Annotated in this window: 10 protein-coding genes; 6 read left to right on the top strand and 4 right to left on the bottom strand. The window is 65.8% G+C overall.

Annotation, left to right across the window (positions count from 1 at the left end):
- Positions 1-30 precede the first annotated feature (30 nt).
- The 5 genes from G467_RS0106020 (at position 31) to G467_RS0106040 (ending at position 7,090) form a co-directional block, all read left to right on the top strand.
- Positions 31-2,868, top strand: a complete 2,838-nt coding sequence (locus G467_RS0106020; protein WP_022968833.1) for a 2-oxoglutarate dehydrogenase E1 component — start codon at positions 31-33, stop codon at positions 2,866-2,868.
- Between the two features lie 25 nt (positions 2,869-2,893).
- Positions 2,894-4,084 (top strand): dihydrolipoyllysine-residue succinyltransferase, encoded by a 1,191-nt coding sequence (gene sucB, locus G467_RS0106025; RefSeq protein WP_022968834.1) that lies wholly within the window; start codon positions 2,894-2,896, stop codon positions 4,082-4,084.
- Between the two features lie 131 nt (positions 4,085-4,215).
- Positions 4,216-5,649 carry a dihydrolipoyl dehydrogenase gene (lpdA, locus tag G467_RS0106030; RefSeq protein ID WP_022968835.1) on the top strand — a complete coding sequence of 478 codons (1,434 nt, stop codon included), beginning with the start codon at positions 4,216-4,218 and terminating at the stop codon, positions 5,647-5,649.
- Positions 5,650-5,666: 17 nt separating this feature from the next.
- Positions 5,667-6,659, top strand: coding sequence for a YhdH/YhfP family quinone oxidoreductase (locus tag G467_RS0106035; protein ID WP_022968836.1), 993 nt, complete (start codon positions 5,667-5,669; stop codon positions 6,657-6,659).
- Between the two features lie 62 nt (positions 6,660-6,721).
- A complete protein-coding gene (locus G467_RS0106040) occupies positions 6,722-7,090 on the top strand; it encodes a response regulator (protein WP_022968837.1) in 369 nt (122 codons plus the stop codon).
- A 75-nt stretch (positions 7,091-7,165) separates the two neighbouring features.
- Here the strand turns inward: G467_RS0106040 and G467_RS0106045 are convergent, their stop codons facing one another.
- The gene (locus G467_RS0106045; protein WP_022968838.1) at positions 7,166-8,059 is read right to left on the bottom strand and encodes a DnaJ C-terminal domain-containing protein; all 894 of its coding nucleotides are present in this window, start codon (positions 8,057-8,059) and stop codon (positions 7,166-7,168) included.
- Between the two features lie 76 nt (positions 8,060-8,135).
- Positions 8,136-8,573, bottom strand: a complete 438-nt coding sequence (locus G467_RS0106050; protein ID WP_022968839.1) for an Hsp20/alpha crystallin family protein — start codon at positions 8,571-8,573, stop codon at positions 8,136-8,138.
- Between the two features lie 156 nt (positions 8,574-8,729).
- On the opposite strand from G467_RS0106050, the gene G467_RS0106055 reads away from it, so the two are divergent.
- Positions 8,730-9,209, top strand: a complete 480-nt coding sequence (locus tag G467_RS0106055) for a peroxiredoxin (protein ID WP_022968840.1) — start codon at positions 8,730-8,732, stop codon at positions 9,207-9,209.
- 54 nt (positions 9,210-9,263) lie between these two features.
- Here G467_RS0106055 and pbpC read toward each other — a convergent pair whose 3' ends face one another.
- Both pbpC and G467_RS0106065 read right to left on the bottom strand, forming a co-directional pair.
- The gene (pbpC, locus tag G467_RS0106060) at positions 9,264-11,630 is read right to left on the bottom strand and encodes a penicillin-binding protein 1C (protein WP_022968841.1); all 2,367 of its coding nucleotides are present in this window, start codon (positions 11,628-11,630) and stop codon (positions 9,264-9,266) included.
- Between the two features lie 59 nt (positions 11,631-11,689).
- Positions 11,690-16,612: an alpha-2-macroglobulin family protein gene (locus G467_RS0106065; RefSeq protein ID WP_033397402.1), complete on the bottom strand. Its 4,923-nt coding sequence runs from the start codon at positions 16,610-16,612 to the stop codon at positions 11,690-11,692.
- Positions 16,613-16,707 lie beyond the last annotated feature (95 nt).

A 16,707-nucleotide genomic window follows, 5' to 3' on the forward strand; every position in this document is an offset into this window, starting at 1 on the left:
CTGCCTTCCTAAGAGGCCAGAGCGGATGCCGTGGATAGCCTGATCAAGCAGTTTTCCCAGTCCTCGCAGCTTTCCGGCGGCAATGCCGCCTTTATCGAAGACCTGTACGAGCAGTACCTGGTCGCTCCCGACAGCGTCGGGCCGAAATGGAAAGCCTATTTCGACGCGTTCAAGGGCCGCGAAGCCGGCGATATCCCGCACTCGGCGGTCATGGCCAATATCCAGACGGCGGCGCGCCTCGGCGCGCGCGGTCTCGCCAGCGGCGGCATTGACGAAGAAGCGGCGCGCAAGCAGACCGCCGTCGGCAAGCTCGTCACGGCCTACCGCTCGCGCGGCCATCTCGGCGCGCACCTCGACCCACTGGCGATGACGCCGCCGGAAGACGCTCCGGACCTCAACCTGGCCTTCCACGGCCTGAGCGACGCCGACCTCGACGGCGAATATGCCGTCAGCACCTATTTCGGCGCGCCCAAATACAAATTGCGCGACCTGCTCGGCAAGCTCAAGGCGACCTACAGCCAGAGCATCGGTGCCGAGTTCATGCACATCTCCGACGCGGCCCAGCGCCGCTGGATGCAGCAGCGCTTCGAAGGCGCGGCCGGCAGCTTCGGCCTGGCCAAGGACGACAAGACCCGCGTGCTCGAGCGTCTCACCGCCGCCGAAGGCCTGGAACGCTATCTGCACACCAAATACGTCGGCCAGAAGCGGTTCTCGCTAGAAGGCGGCGATTCGCTGATTCCGCTGATGGACACGCTGGTCCGTCGCGGCGGCACCAGCGGCGTCAAGGACGCGGTCATCGGCATGGCCCACCGCGGCCGTCTGAACGTGCTGATCAATACGCTCGGCAAATCACCGCAAAAGCTCTTCGCCGAATTCGAAGGCCGTTTCGACCATCCCGACACGCCCGAGCATAGCGGCGACGTGAAGTACCACATGGGCTTTTCGGCCGACGTGGCCACGCCCGGCGGCCCGGTGCACCTCGCCCTCGCCTTCAATCCCTCGCACCTGGAAATCGTCGACCCGGTCGTCGCCGGCAGTGTGCGGGCGCGCCAGATGCGTCGCCAGGACGCCGAGCGCAAGCAGGTCCTGCCGATCCTGATCCACGGCGATGCCGCGTTCGCGGGTCAGGGCGTGATCATGGAACTGTTCCAGATGTCGCAGGCGCGCGGTTTCGCGGTCGGCGGCACGGTGCACGTGGTCATCAACAACCAGGTCGGCTTCACCACCAGCCGTCCCGACGACGCGCGTTCCACGCTGTACTGCACGGACCCGGCGAAGATCGTCGGCGCCCCGGTGCTGCACGTGAACGGCGATGATCCGGAAGCCGTGGTGTTCTGCGCGCAGATCGCCTACGACTTCCGCCAGGAATTCGGTCGCGACGTCGTCATCGATCTCGTCTGCTACCGCCGTCACGGTCACAACGAAGCCGACGAACCGGCGGCGACGCAGCCGCTGATGTACCAGAACATCCGCGCCCGCAAGACCACGCGCGAGTTGTATGCCGATGCGCTTGCCGCGCAGGGCGTCATCACCGCCGATGCCGCCAAGGCCCTCGTCGATGCGTACCGCGATCGCCTGGACCGCGGCGAAGTCACCACCGAGCTGGCCAAGGTCGGCGCCGATCCGTATGCGGTCGACTGGACGCCCTGGCTCAACGGCAAGCTGTCGGACGCGGTGAAAACCGGTCTCGCCCGTTTCTCGCTCGACAGTCTCGCCAAGAAGATCAATGCGGTGCCGGACACGCTCAAGCTGCACCCGCGCGTCGCGAAGATCTACGAAGACCGCCGCAAGATGGCGACGGGCGAGCTCGCGATGGACTGGGGCTTCGCCGAAAACCTCGCCTACGCGACCCTGCTCACCGAAGGCTACCGTCTGCGCCTGGTCGGCCAGGACGCTGGCCGCGGCACCTTCTTCCATCGCCATGCGGTCGTGCACGACCAGGTGACGGGCGAAGCGGTCATGCCGCTGCGCCAGCTCGCGCAGCAGCCCGAACACGCGGTCATCATCGATTCGCTGTTGTCGGAAGAAGCGGTCATGGCCTTCGAATACGGCTATTCCACGGCCGAGCCGATGACGCTGAACATCTGGGAAGGCCAGTTCGGCGATTTCGCCAACGGCGCGCAGGTGGTCATCGACCAGTTCATCACGTCCGGCGAATCGAAGTGGGATCGTCTGTGCGGTCTGGTGCTGTTCCTGCCGCACGGCTACGAAGGCCAGGGCCCCGAGCACAGCTCGGCGCGTCTGGAACGTTTCCTGCAGCTGTGCGCGCTCAACAACATCCAGGTCTGCACCCCGACCACGCCGGCGCAGATGTTCCACATGCTGCGTCGTCAGATGCTGCGCGCGACGCGCAAGCCGCTCGTGGTCATGACGCCGAAGTCGATGCTGCGCAACAAGGTGTCGGTGTCGACGATGGAAGATCTCGCCAACGGCGGCTTCCAGAACCTCATCCCCGACAGCGTCTGCGCCGATCCGGCCAAGGCGCGCCGCGTCGTCGTCTGCGGCGGCAAGGTGTACTACGACCTGCTGGAAGTGCTGGAAGCGAAGGCGATTTCCGATGTCGCCGTCGTGCGCGTCGAGCAGTTGTATCCGTTCCCGCGTCCGGAGCTGGCCGAGGAGCTCAAGCGCTTCGCCAATGCCAAGGAAGTGGTCTGGTGCCAGGAAGAGCCGCAGAACCAGGGCGCGTGGTACCAGATCCAGCATCACCTGCGCTTCTGCCTGCAGGCCGGCCAGAACCTGCACTACGCCGGCCGTGCGCGCTCCGCAGCGCCGGCCTGCGGACATCTGAACTCGCACAATGCCGAACAGGCCAAGTTGATCGCCGACGCGCTGATCAACCCGGCCAACGGCGAACACGTCACCGAATAACCGAACACCACCCAGGGCCCTTTCCATGAGCATCGAAGTCAAAGTGCCGGTTCTGCCGGAATCCGTTTCCGACGCCACCATCGCCACCTGGCACAAGAAGGCCGGCGATTCCGTCCGCCGCGACGAGAACCTGCTCGACCTCGAGACCGACAAGGTCGTGCTCGAAGTGCCGTCGCCGGTCGACGGCGTGCTCAAGGAGCTCAAGTTCAAGGAAGGCGACACCGTCACGAGTTCGCAGGTCATCGCGATCATTGAAGAAGGTGCCGTGGCTGCCGCTGCTCCCGCCGCTGCCGCGCCGGCTGCGGCCGCGCCTGCCGCTGCGGCTCCGGCGGCCGCCAAGGCGGCGCCCGCCGCCGCGAAAATCGACTCGGCCCTGCCGCCCGGCGCCGCGAACTTCGCCGCGCGCAACGACGTCAATCCGGCCGATGTCGCCGGCACCGGCCGTCGCGGCGCAGTGACCAAGGAAGACCTGGTCAACTTCGTCAACAGCGGCGGCGCCAACGCCGCCTCCGGTGCCCGTCCGGAGCAGCGCGTGCCGATGACGCGCATCCGTCAGCGCATCGCCGAACGCATGATGCAGTCGAAGAACTCCATCGCGATGCTCACGTCCTTCAACGAGGTCAACCTCGGCAAGGTCATGGCGATGCGCAAGGAACTCGGCGAGCCGTTCGAGAAGACCCACGGCATCAAGCTCGGCTTCATGAGCTTCTTCGCCAAGGCCGCCGCGAACGCGCTGGCCAAGCACCCAGTCGTGAACTCCTCGGTCGATGGCACCGACGTGATCTATCACGGTTATTCGGACATCTCGATCGCCGTGGCGACCGAAAAAGGCCTGGTGACCCCGGTCCTGCGCAGCGTAGAGAACCAGAGCTTCGCCGACATCGAACTGGCGATCGCGAACTACGCGAAAGCCGCGCGCGAAGGCGGTCTCAAGCTCGAGGATCTGCAGGGCGGCACGTTCACCATCACCAACGGCGGCACCTTCGGCTCGCTGATGTCGACGCCGATCGTCAACCCGCCGCAGTCGGCGATCCTGGGCATGCATGCCATCAAGGAGCGTCCGATCGCCGAGAACGGCCAGGTCGTGATCGCGCCGATGATGTACATCGCGCTGTCGTACGACCACCGCATCATCGACGGCAAGGATGCGGTGCTGTTCCTGGTGGACATCAAGAACCAGCTGGAAAATCCGCACCGGATGCTGCTGGGCCTTTAAGTCCCGACGTCCCTCCCCCATCTGGGAGGAAGGAAGGAGCACGTTCTCCGGCCAGTCCGAAAACCGCGCTCCGACATTCCCCTCACCCTGCCCTCTCCCCCGGGAGAGGGAACATCTAGGATCGAATCGAAATGAGCGAGCAGTTCGACGTAGTGGTGATCGGCGGCGGTCCCGGCGGTTACGTGGCGGCCATCCGCGCGGCGCAGTTGGGTCTGAAGACGGCCTGCGTGGATGCCTTCATCGGCAAGGACGGCAAGCCCGCACTCGGCGGTACCTGCCTCAACATCGGCTGCATTCCGTCGAAGGCGCTGCTCGATTCCTCGCGCCAGTTCCACAACCTCACGCACACGTTCAAGGACCACGGCATCAGCGCGGACAACGCGAAGATCGACGTCGCCGCGATGATCGCGCGCAAGGACAAGATCGTTAAGCAGTTCACCGGCGGCATCAACGTGCTGTTCAAGGGCATCAAGGGCAACGCGGTCACGCCGATCGCCGGTTTCGCCACGCTCAAGCCGGGCAAGGTAATCAGCATCAAGGGCCACGACGGCAACGTCGCCGAAATCACCGCCAAGCACGTGATTCTCGCCGCCGGCTCGGCACCGATCGAACTGCCGTTCGCCAAGTTCGACAACAAGCTCATCCTCGACAATGCCGGCGCGCTCGACATCGGCAGCACGCCCAAGCGCCTGGGCGTCATCGGTTCGGGCGTGATCGGCCTGGAGCTCGGCAGCGTCTGGCGCCGTCTCGGCGCCGAAGTCACCATCCTCGAAGCCCTGCCCGACTTCCTCGCCGCCGCCGATGCCGACATAGCCAAGGCCGCCGCGCGCGAATTCAAGAAACAGGGCCTGGACATCAAGCTCGGCGCGAAGGTCAGCAAGGCCGAGATCAAGGGCCAGGAAGTCCACGTCACTTACGCCGACGCCACCGGCGAACAGACCCTCGTCGTCGACAAGCTGCTGGTATCGGTCGGCCGCAAGGCGGCCACGGCCGGCCTGCTTGCCGAAGGCACCGGCGTGACGCTCGACGAGCGCGGCCGCGTCGTCGTCGACGAACATTGCGCCACCGGTGCCGAAGGCATCTGGGCGATCGGCGACTGCGTGCGCGGTCCGATGCTGGCGCACAAGGCGTCCGAAGAAGGCATCGCCGTCGCGGAGCTGATCGCGGGCCTGCCCGGTCACGTCAATCTCGACACCGTGCCCTGGGTCATCTACACCGAGCCGGAAATCGCGTGGGTCGGCAAGACCGAAAAAGAATGCAAGGACGCCGGCATTCCTTACAAGGTCGGCACCTTCCCGTTCGCCGCCGTCGGCCGCGCCGTCGCGATGAACGAAACCGCCGGCCTGGTGAAGGTCATCGCGCATGCGGAAACCGACCGCATCCTCGGCCTGCACATGTGCGGCGCCAACGTTTCGGAAATGGTGCACGAAGGCGTGGTCGCGATGGAGTTCAACGGCTCGGCCGAAGACCTCGCGCGCATCTGCCATGCGCATCCGACCCTTTCGGAAGCCGTGCACGAAGCCGCCCTCGCGGTGGACAAGCGCGCGATCCACAAAGCGAACTGATCGCGGCCGCTCAAGAGATGAGCCGCCCCGGGTCTTTCCGCGCCTTCCGCATCCACAACGACGATGCCGGCTATCGCGCCGGCATCGAGACGATGTCGGTCGACGGGCTGAGCCCGGGCGAGGTCGTCGTCCAATCGGCGTACAGCAGCGTCAATTACAAGGACGCACTCGCCGGCACCGGCCAGGGCAAGATCCTGCGGCAGTTTCCGCTCAACGGCGGCATCGATGTCGCCGGTCACGTCATCGCATCCAGCGACCCGGCGTTCAAGGAAGGCGATGCCGTGCTCTGCACCGGCTGCGGGCTTTCCGAGACACGGGATGGCGGCTACAGCGAAATCGCGCGCCTGGAATCACGCTGGGCCGTGCACCTGCCCCCGGGCCTGAGCCTGCGCGAGAGCATGATCCTCGGCACGGCGGGCTTCACTGCGGGTCTGGCGCTGTATCGCATGCAGCAGAACGGCCAGACACCGGCGCTCGGCCCGATCGCGGTCAGCGGCGCCACCGGCGGCGTCGGCAGCCTGGCAATCGCGATCTTCTCGAAAGCCGGTTATGCGGTCAGCGCGATCAGCGGCAAGCCCGAACACGCCGATCACCTGCGCCGCCTCGGTGCTGGCGAGGTGCTCGCGCGCGAGGCGGTCGCCACCGGAAAACCGCTTGATTCCACACGTTTCGGCGGCGCCCTGGACAATGTCGGCGGCCCGATGCTGGCCAGCCTGTTGGCGCAGACGGCGCCTTACGGCAACGTCGCCAGTTGCGGCCTGGCGGGCAGCCACGCGCTGCCGGCGACGGTCATGCCCTTCATCATCCGCGGCGTGTCCCTGCTCGGGATTGCCTCGGCAGGCACCGCCCGGGACATCCGCGACGCGGTCTGGCAGCACCTGGCTTCCGATTGGAAACCCGACTCCCTCGCCGCCATCTGCACGCGTGAAATCGGCCTGGAAAGCCTTGCCGAGGCCTTCCCGCCCATGCTGGCCGGAGGCTCCTTCGGTCGGACAATCGTCAAACTGTGAATCAATCTTGCGTCATCCGGCATTGACAGGCATACAATCACGCAATCTTTGTGGAGGGCCCTATGGCACGCATCCTGATTGTTGACGATTCCCCGTCCCAGCTCATGGGCATGAAGCGCATCGTGGAGAAGCTCGGCCACGAGGCCCTGAGTGCGGAGGATGGCGCGGCGGGCGTCGAAGCGGCCAAGGCCAACCTGCCCGACCTGATCCTCATGGACGTGGTCATGCCGAACCTCAACGGCTTCCAGGCCACCCGCGCGATTTCCAAGGAAGCCACCACGGCGCATATCCCCGTCGTGCTGGTGACCACCAAGGACCAGGAGACCGACAAGGTCTGGGGCATGCGCCAGGGCGCCAAGGCCTACATCACCAAGCCGTTCACCGAAGCGCAGCTGGTCGATGTGATCAACAGCCTGCTCGCCGGCGGCTGATTCCGCCGCAGGGCAAGCAAAAAGGCGGGGATTCCCCGCCTTTTTTGTTGCCCGCATTCGACGGCCGGCCGCGGCTCAGCTGCGGAACGCCTCGGCCATCTGCTTGTAGAGTTCGCGCTGCGCGGGCGTTTCCGCTTTCGGCGCGCGGATCTCGATTTCCACGATCTGGTCGCCCGCCGCCGGCTTGCCCGGCAGGCCGCGACCGCGCAGGCGCAGCTTGCGGCCGGCATCGGAGTCCGCCGGCACGCGCAGTTCCACCGAACCGCCCAGGGTCGGCACGCTCACCGTCGTACCCAGCGCCGCTTCCCACGGCGCCAACGCCAGCGTGTAGAGGATGTTGCGGCCGTCGACTTCGAAGTCCGCATGCGGCCGATAGTCGATTTCCAGCAGCAGATCGGCGCGATGCGGCCCCTGCGCCTGGCCCTGCCCGCCCAGGCGGATCACCTGGCCCGGCCGGATGCCGGCAGGCACCTTCACTTCCAGCGTACGGCCGTCGATGCCGATGCGCTGGATGCCACCCGAATAGGCGATTTCCAGCGGAATGGCCAGCTTGGCGCGGGTGTCGCCCGGAGGCGCCGGACGCCCGCGCGCGCCGCCCCGGGCGCCGCCGAACAGCGATTCGAAGAAATCGCTGAAGCCCGCACCGCCGCCGCCATCGTCGAAACGGAAGCCGCCGTTGCCGAAACCGCCCGGCCCCTGGCCGAACTGGTCGCCGAAATCGGGCGGTGGCCGAAACTCCTCGCCCGGACGATAGCCGCGCGCGCGCAGCTGGTCGTAGGACGCGCGTTTGTCCTTGTCGCGCAGCACTTCATAGGCCTCGTTGACCGCCTTGAAGCGCTCTTCCGCGCCTTTTTCCTTGCTGACATCCGGGTGGAATTTGCGCGCCAGCCGGCGATAGGCGGTCTTGATCTCCGCCTCGCCCGCGCTCGCTTCCACACCGAGGGTGTCGTAGTAGTCCTTGAATTCCATCCCGCCTCCAACAACAAGACCCGCGGAGCGAACTCCGCGGGGGGATTCTACGTCGTTGCCGCCGCGCTACGCGGCCTTACTGCACCTGGATGCGTCGCGGCGTCGACTGCGGACGCTTGGGAATGACGATTTCCAGCACGCCGTGCTTGCCGGTCGCGACGATATTTTCCGCATCGGCACTGTCGGGCAAGGTGAACTGACGCTGGAAGGCGCCCTGCTCGCGCTCGGTGCGCGCGAGACGTTCGCCGTCGACGGGTTCGTCGGCCTTGCGCTCGCCCTGGATCGTCAGCACGCCCTTGTCCATGCTGATCTCGATCGCCGCCGGATCGACGCCCGGCAGGTCGGCGAGGATGACGAAGCGGCCGGCTTCTTCCTTGATGTCGACGCGCGGCTGCCAGCGCGCCGTGGCGGTGTTGGCTGCGGCGGCGTCGTTGAACAGGTGGTCGAACACTTGCTTGAGTTCGGCGTGCAACGGGTTGTGGCTGTAGCGGAGGTGGTGACGGGCGAGGCTCATGGTGTGGCTCCTTGGGCGGCGGGTGATTACCGCCATGTCCCCTATCTGTATTCGCCGGAATTTTTTTCAAGGACTGGAAATTCAAGCCCGCCGCCCCCATCGCCACGGGGCTTTCACCGGCTTCGTTTAGAATCGCCCCCCAGACAGGAGAAACCCATGACGATCCAGATCGGCGAAAAAATTCCGCAGGCCACCCTCAACTACCTCAAGGATGGCGTGCAGGCCGTCAACACCGACGAATTGTTCGCGGGCAAGAAGGTCGTGCTGTTCGCCGTGCCGGGTGCGTTCACCCCGACCTGCTCGGCCAAGCATCTGCCGGGCTATGTCGAGAAGCTCGGCGAATTCGAGAAGCACGGCGTCGACGTCGCCTGCCTGTCGGTCAATGACGCCTTCGTCATGGGCGCCTGGGCGAAGAGCCAGAACGTACCCGATTCCGTGCACATGCTCGCCGACGGCAATGGCGCGTTCACCAAGGCCCTGGGCCTGGAACTCGACGCCACCGCCTTCGGCATGGGCCTGCGGGCAAAGCGTTTCGCGCTGTACGCCGAAGATGGCGTGGTCAAGCAGCTGTTCGTGGAAGCGCCGGGCGAGTTCAAGGTCTCCGCAGCCGACTATGTGCTCGAGCACCTGGGCTGAAACGACGCTCGTCGTAGAAACAGGAAAGCGGCCGCGAGGCCGCTTTCTTTTTGCTCAGCGCAGGACCCGCAGTTGCAGTTCCGCCCAGGCACCGGACTCGGCCATCGCGGTGATGCGCTGATCGCCCGGTTCGGCGAACGCATGCGAAAAACCGGCACTGCCGACGCTCTCGCCGACAAGCTGACCATTGACCAGCCAGCGCACGCGACGGCTGGTACCGAGCGCGCGCAGCCGCACTTGCGGCGGCAAGGCGCTGTTGGGCGCCCGCGCGATCGCACTGCCGTTGCTCGGACCTTCGATGCGCAGCGACTCCATCGCGGTCAGCGCATCGCCGCTGCAATCAGGCGACAGCGCGGGAATTTCCGCGGCCTTGCGCTGCGCCATCGGCAACCACGGATAGGCGAGACTGGGCCAGCGCGCGATCGCCATCGACCGCGTGGCATGCGTCTGCGAACACGCGCCGGCGATGCGCTTCCCGCTCGTCGCATCCACTTCGACAACCAGACGGCCGGAACTCCACAGGCGCGCGTCGCGCTCGGGCAAGGTCGGCGGCAGACTGCCAGTCAAGGCCCAGGCATCGCGTTTTTCGCGGCACAGTTCCGGATGCGCGGGATCGTCGGCCAGACCAAGCGGCCAGCAGATATCGAGCCGGCGTACGTCCGGTGGCGGCGCACGTCGCGTCGCGACATGCCGGTTGCGCGGCAAACTGTCGACAACCTCGAACAGCAAGGGCAAGGCCGTGACCGCACCGTACTGACCGGGCATCGGCGTGCCATCGGGCCGACCGACCCAAACGCCGATGGTGAAATCGGCCGTGCTGCCGAGCGCCCAGGCATCGCGGAAGCCGTAACTCGTTCCGGTTTTCCAGGCCACGCGTTGCTGGCTGCCAGTATCGAACGTGTCCTCGCTCAGGCCGTCGCGCTCGTGCTTTTCCAGGACCTCGCGAATGATCCATGCCGCGCCCGGCGACAGCAGACGTCGCGCCCCGGGGACCTGCCCGGGCGTGTAATTGACGCGGCCGGCCAGTCCCTCGCGATTGAGCGCGACGTAGGCGCCTACAAGTTGTTCGAGCGAGACACCGGTACCGCCGAGAATGATCGATAGATTGGGTTTGGCGCCGGTCGGCAGACGCAGTTGCACACCGGCATGCGCCAGGCGCGCGGAGAAACGCTCCGGCCCGAGCCGGTCGAGCAGATCCACCGCCGGCACGTTCAGTGACAGTCGCAAGGCGTCGGATGCGGACACCGGCCCGTTGAAATTCGGATCGAAATTGGACGGACGGTAGTCGCCGAAACTTTGCGGTGCGTCGATCAGCAGGCTTTCGGAATGGATCAGGCCATCGTCCATCGCCAGGCCATAGAGGAAAGGCTTGAGCGTCGAGCCCGGCGAGCGCGTCGCCTGCACCATGTCGACATGCCCCAGGCTTGCCTCTTCACCGAAGGCCAGCGAGCCGACATAGGCGCGCGCCTCGAGCGTGTGATTGTCGACGACCAGCAAGGCGGCCGAACTGCGCTCGGGCAAGCGGGAAAAATAGGCGGAAACGCGTTCTTCGAGCATGCGCTGCAGATCGGGGTCGATCGTGCTGCGGACTTCGGTCTTGCCCGGATTGGCGTTGCGCAGTCGCTCGGCCAGCAAGGGTGCGAGCATCGGCGGTTCCAGACGACGCGACACCACCGGCTCGATCAAGGCGTCGTGCACTTCCGCCTCGCTCCAGTCGCCCTGTGCAGCCATGCGCGCGAGCACCTTGTCGCGCGCCAGACGCGCGGCTTCGCTGTGCCGGTCCGGACGCAGACGGCTCGGCGACTGCGGCAACACGGCGAGCAACGCCGCTTCCGCCGGCGAGAGCTTGCGCGAGGACTTGCCCAGATACGCCCAGCTCGCGGCCTCCACGCCTTCGATGGTGCCGCCGAAGGGCGCATGGTTGAGATAGATGGTCAGGATTTCGGTCTTGGAACAATGCAGCTCCAGCTGCAGCGCGCGCAGCATCTGACGAATCTTGCCCCAGCCGCTGCGCGGTTGCGGCTCGATGATGCGCGCGACCTGCATGCTCAGCGTCGAGCCCCCGGAGATGATGCGGCCGTTGCCGATCCACTGTCCGGCCGCGCGTACCAGTGCGACCGGATTGACACCCGGATGCCGCCAGAACCAGCGGTCCTCGTAACCGATCAAGGCCTGCACGTAAAGGGGTGACACGTCGTCGACCTTGACCGGATATCGCCACACGCCGTTATCCGCCGCGAAGGCACGCAGTGGCGTGCCGTCGCTTGCCGTCACGATCACGCTGGCGTCGTGACGGTCGGGCAAGGGCAAGGGAAACAAGCGATCGAGACAGAACACGAAAACCGCGAACAACAACAGGCAAACACCGGCGTGGGCGGCGCGGCGGCGCCAGCGGCGGGCATGGAACGGAGGAAGGGACATGGAGGGAAGTCGAAGGCCGCGGGGACGACGCGAACGTCATCCCCGCGGAAAACCAAGTCTCAAGGTTGGACGACGGTGATGTTTTCCACCGTGGTGCGACCGACAGCACGCAGTTCGGGACGATACATATCCTCGACCTGCGGCGGCGGCACCACGTACGTGCCCGGCGTCACAGCGCGCACCAGATAGAACAGTTTGGCCGTGTCGTAGGAGAGCTTGACGGCAGCGACATAGCGGTCGTCGCGATACTCCTCGTGCACGATCGTTGCCTGGCTGCCGCGCTCGTCGAGAGACACGCCGTCGACGGTGATGTCGGCCCATTGTTCGGCCGGCGTCAGGTTCAGGTTCTCGATCTCCAGGCCCGCCGGCAGCAGGTCGACGACCAACGCATCGGGCACGCTTTCGCGCGACTCGATCTTCAGCTCGACGATCAGGGGCTGACCCTCGCGCAGGGTGCCGCCCTTCCAGGGCGTGCCGTCGGTGTTGTAGTAGCTGCGCAGGACGCGGATCTTGCCGTCGCTGACCGCCGGACGCGTGCGCGGAATGCCTGCGACTTCCACCGTCGCATACAGCGCACCGGTCGATTGCAGGTTGTAGCGCACGCCAGCCGCGAGATCGGCATAACTCAGGCTCTGGCTGGCGATGCGATCGGGCGTGAGCTTGGTCTGCGCGCTGCCGATGCTGTAGTCGCCCTGGAACACGCGTTCCTGGTCCATCGTGTTGGCGAGCGTCTTGCCCAGGCGGGCCAGCGCGATCTGTTCCTGCGTGCTGTACCAAACGTAGCGTTCGCTGGCGCGCGCGCTGAGGTTGCGCGACAACGAGAGCAGACGCGCATCGGCCTGCGGCAGGTTCAGCTTGTGACGCTTGGCCAGCATCACGATCAGGGCCTCGTCGCGGATGCTGGTGCCGTAGTCGCCGTAGTAGTACGGGCGGTCGTCCTTCATCTTGAACGCCTCTGCCAGCGCCTTCTTGCCGCGCGCCTGGTCGCCTTGCAGCGTCAGGGCCAGGCCGAGGTGCATCATCGCCAGCGGCGTCTTGGCCTTGGCGCGATCGTTGTCGTACAGCGCACGCAGCGTGCCCAGCGGTGCCCGGTTGACGCGTGCCAGCACGTAGCCGGCATGCGCCTGGTAGGCGAAGCGCAGGTTGTCGCGATAGTCATAGCCGTAGAACGGCGAGCTGCTGGTCAGCAGATCCTCGTTCAGACGCGTCAGCGCTTTCTGCAACATGCCTTCGGGCACGGCGAAGCCGGCGTCGCGGGCATCGAGCAGGAACTCGGTGATGTACGGCGTGAGGATCGGATACGCCTCGGAATCGCCGCCCCAGAGCGAGAAATGTCCGCTGCTGGTCTGCATCGAGGCCAGACGGCTGAAGGCGCCTTCCAGGCGGTGGCGGCGATCATCCGGCGTCAGCCCCTTGAAGCCCATGCGCGCAGCGGTCTCGGCGTCGAGCAGCAGCGCCGCGTAGCCACGCGTCGTCGTCTGCTCGGCGCAGCCGTACGGATACTTGAGGATGTCGTCGAGCACCTGGGCGAATGGAATCGGCGGCAAGGTGCTGACGGTGACACGGGCATTGACCGTGCCCGGCATCAGACCATCGGCGATCTCGGTGCCGACCGTGAGCCCCTGCCCCGACGTCAGCGTCTGCAGACGCGAACGCGCGACACCGCCCCAGGCCGGACGCACCGGAATCTCGAAGCTGCGATTGACGGTGTGACCGCCGCCGGTGACCTTGAGCTTGATCGTGCCCAGGCCGAAGCCCTGCCCGCCCGCGAGCGGGAAGGTCAGCGTGTTCTTGCCCTCGGCACCGAGCGTGAACTTGCGGCGGCCATTGGCCACGTCCAGCGGGCCGTCGGTGTCGATGGCGACGTTGAACTCGGCGATGCGACCGGTGAAGTTCTGCACGTCCAGCGTCAGCATGCTGCGATCACCGGGCGCGAGCGCGCGCGGCGCGCTGATCTCGGCGAGTACCGGCGCACGCAGCACGCTTTCCGTACTGCCCTGCCCGTACTGGTCCTGGCTGTAGACAAGAGCCGACACGCGCAAGGTGCCGTTGAAGTCGGGCACGTTCACGCTGACCTGGGCTTCGCCGCGCGCATTGAGCACGACCGGGCCGGCGTACAGATCCACCGTCTGCACCTTGGCAGTCGGACGCTTCGCCTGCGGCAAGGCTTGCAGTGCCATGTCGCCGCCGAACTTCAGCGAGGCGGTATCGCCTTCGAAACTCTCGATGACGCGACCGTAGATGTCATAGGCATCGACACCCAGGCGACGCTGCGCGAAGAAATGACTCGCGGCATCGGGCACCGGGAAACGCGTGATGTTGAGAATGCCGATGTCGACGGCGGAGACCGTGACCCAGGCCTTCTTGCCGGCCAGTTGCGGCGCCTTGATCGTGATCGGCAGCGCCTGCTCGGGACGGCTGAGCTTGGGCGCGGTCACCGTCACCGCAACCCGGCGATCGGCGCGCACCATGGGCACGTGCACGACACCGACCGCGCGCGCGGGCGTGACTTTCTCGACCGCCGAACCGCCGCGGAACACCAGCGCAGTGATGTAGACGTCGTGGCGCTCCCAGTCTTTGGTGACCGTGAGTTCGAAGGTCGCACCGGCCTTGGCATCGATCGGCTGCGTGTGCAGCAGATGATCGCTTTCGACGATCAGCACGCCCGGGCCCGGATGCGGCGGCGTCACGGTGACCTTGACCTTGTCGCCGGCGCGATAGCCGGTCCGGTCGATCGCGAGCTTGACCTTGTCGGGGCGCGCGTCGAGGCCGCGGTTCTGGTTATCCCAGTCCCAACCGGCGACGAACGGGAAACGCGTGACCAGGCCGGTCGCCGGATCCTTCACTTCGACGCGGTATTCGCCCCATTCGACGGTGAAGTCGACGCGGGCGGCGCCCTCGGCGCGCGCGGCGACGGTTTTGGTCTCGACCGTCTTGAAGGTGGACGTGTAGTCGTAGCCCCAATGGTCGCTGTCATAGGTCCAGTGATAGTTGCGCTCCTCGCGCACCAGGCTCACGGAAAGATTGCTCGCGGCCTGCAGACGGCCGTCGGCCATGCTGCGGATGATCTCGAAGCCGACCGTGCTGTCGTACGGAGCCGATTCCTTGGCGTCGAACAGCGGACGGACGCCGACCAGCACCGGCGCCGGCCAGAACGTGCGCTTGAGGCTGCGGCTGACCGGTCGACCGCCGGTTTCATACACGCTGCCGGTCACGATCACCGATACGGGCGCCGTGTTCTTGACCTCGTCGGGCAGCTTCAGCGCGTAGCTAAGCTTGCCTTGCGCATCGAGTGCGGTGTCGATGACGTCCTCGGGTTTCTTCGGCAACGACAGGGTCGGATCGCCGAAGAAATGGTCCGGGTACTTCTCGACCGGATGCTGCTCGGTCACCACGCCCATGCGCGCGGTGAAACGGTTCTCCGAGGCCGGCGCGCCGTACAGATACGCGGCGGTCACGTCGAGCTTGAGCGCTTCGCCCGGCTTGATCGTCGCCTGGGCGGAATTGAGGTCGAGCTTCATGCGCTCGGGCAGGAACTCCTCGATGTGCAGCTTCATGCCCTGCACCACATCGCCCGCGCCCGGCGCGGTACGGAATTCGACCTGCCAGTTGCCGGTCGGCGCATCGGGCGGCAAGGCCTGCTGCCATTCGAAATAGCCGGCTTCGCGCGGCGTGAGCTGCGATTCGATGAACACCTTGCCATCGGGTTGCTTCAGGCTCAGGAACAGCGGCTGCGCCTTGACCGGCTTGCCGTCGAAATTGCGCATCAGGGCCGAGATGCGCAGGGTTTCACCGGGGCGGTACAGGTCGCGACCGGACCAGGCGAAGACATCGAACCAGGCCTGTTCGCGGCCGGACACGTCGAACTCGGAGAGGTCCAGCGCCGGCTGGTTGAACGCCAGCATTGACACGTCGTTGCCGCGGCGCGCGATCAGCACCTGCTCGGCATTGAGCTTGTAGGCGACGAGCGCGTCGCCGTTGGAGTCGGTCGTCGCCTTGAGCGTCGTCTCGCCCTTGCGATCGAGCGCGGACAGGGTGACGTCGCCCAGCGCTTCACCGGACTTCAGAGAGGCGGTGTGGACGTAGATGTTGTCCTTGTAGGCGCGCACGTGCAGGCCGATGTCGCTGACGTAGAAGATCGCCGTCTCATATTCGCTGTCGAACTTCGCGACCGGCTTCATGACGGCGAAATACAGGCCGGCGCCCTGCAGCTGGCTGATGTCCTTGAGCGGCAGATAGGTCAGACGGCGTTCGTTCTGCGCGCCACCGAGCACGAAACGATTGAGGTAGACCGAATCGGCGTATTCGCGGATCGAGGCACGCGACTCGCTTTCGTAATCGCCCTCGTCGAGCTGCCAGCCGCTGCGACGACCGCCGCGCTGGTATTCGGCGAAGAACTTGGCGACTTCGCTGTCGCGCACGCGGAAGAATTCGACGTCCACTTCCGGCACGTTCACCGACACCACCGGCAGGCCGCGGCTTTCCTTCGCCGGCAGCACACTGCCTTGCGAGGCGAAGCCGACAGCGGGCTCCATCGGCCCGGTGAAGATCTTACGTTCGTCGTCCTTGCCCAGGATCTTGCCGTCCGCGGCGGTGAGGGCGGCGCGGATCAGCACCGAATAGGTTTCGCTCGCTTCGACATAAGGAAAGCGCAGCGTCTTGCCGTCGCTGGAGAGCACCCAGCTGCCCTTGATCAGTTCGCCCTTCGGCCCCTTGACCACCAGCAGCTGATCGAAATCCTGCGAACTCGCCAGCGCCTGCGAGAACTCAAGCTCGATGGCGGCGTCCCCGTTCTCTTCGCCGCGTCCCGCGGAGACCAGCCCGAATCCGACGACCTTTTCGCGCAAGTCCACGGCCGCCTGACCGGGCTGCAACTCGGGGACCTGGTTGGCGTCGCGCTTGCATCCGGTCAGACCGCTGACGACCAAAACGCAGGCAACAAAAAACGCCGCTATGCGACGTTGGGTTCGGGAATGGAACATGGTGGCACCTCCGGGGACTGCCCAGACGAACGTGCCGAGTCTTGCAACCCGGCCACGTTTTTAATGGAATTTTAACTGCGGTTATTTTTTCGTTA

This window comes from Arenimonas oryziterrae DSM 21050 = YC6267, from assembly GCF_000420545.1.
GTDB classification, from domain to species: domain Bacteria; phylum Pseudomonadota; class Gammaproteobacteria; order Xanthomonadales; family Xanthomonadaceae; genus Arenimonas; species Arenimonas oryziterrae.

What these genes read in the sequence shown, in the direction of transcription:
- sucB (WP_022968834.1), top strand. Translation starts at nt 2,894, where the DNA reads ATGAGCATCGAAGTCAAAGTGCCGGTTCTGCCGGAATCCGTTTCCGAC.
- lpdA (WP_022968835.1), top strand. Translation starts at nt 4,216, where the DNA reads ATGAGCGAGCAGTTCGACGTAGTGGTGATCGGCGGCGGTCCCGGCGGT.
- G467_RS0106035 (WP_022968836.1), top strand. Translation starts at nt 5,667, where the DNA reads ATGAGCCGCCCCGGGTCTTTCCGCGCCTTCCGCATCCACAACGACGAT.
- G467_RS0106040 (WP_022968837.1), top strand. Translation starts at nt 6,722, where the DNA reads ATGGCACGCATCCTGATTGTTGACGATTCCCCGTCCCAGCTCATGGGC.
- G467_RS0106045 (WP_022968838.1), bottom strand. Translation starts at nt 8,059, where the DNA reads ATGGAATTCAAGGACTACTACGACACCCTCGGTGTGGAAGCGAGCGCG.
- G467_RS0106050 (WP_022968839.1), bottom strand. Translation starts at nt 8,573, where the DNA reads ATGAGCCTCGCCCGTCACCACCTCCGCTACAGCCACAACCCGTTGCAC.
- G467_RS0106055 (WP_022968840.1), top strand. Translation starts at nt 8,730, where the DNA reads ATGACGATCCAGATCGGCGAAAAAATTCCGCAGGCCACCCTCAACTAC.
- pbpC (WP_022968841.1), bottom strand. Translation starts at nt 11,630, where the DNA reads ATGTCCCTTCCTCCGTTCCATGCCCGCCGCTGGCGCCGCCGCGCCGCC.
- G467_RS0106065 (WP_033397402.1), bottom strand. Translation starts at nt 16,612, where the DNA reads ATGTTCCATTCCCGAACCCAACGTCGCATAGCGGCGTTTTTTGTTGCC.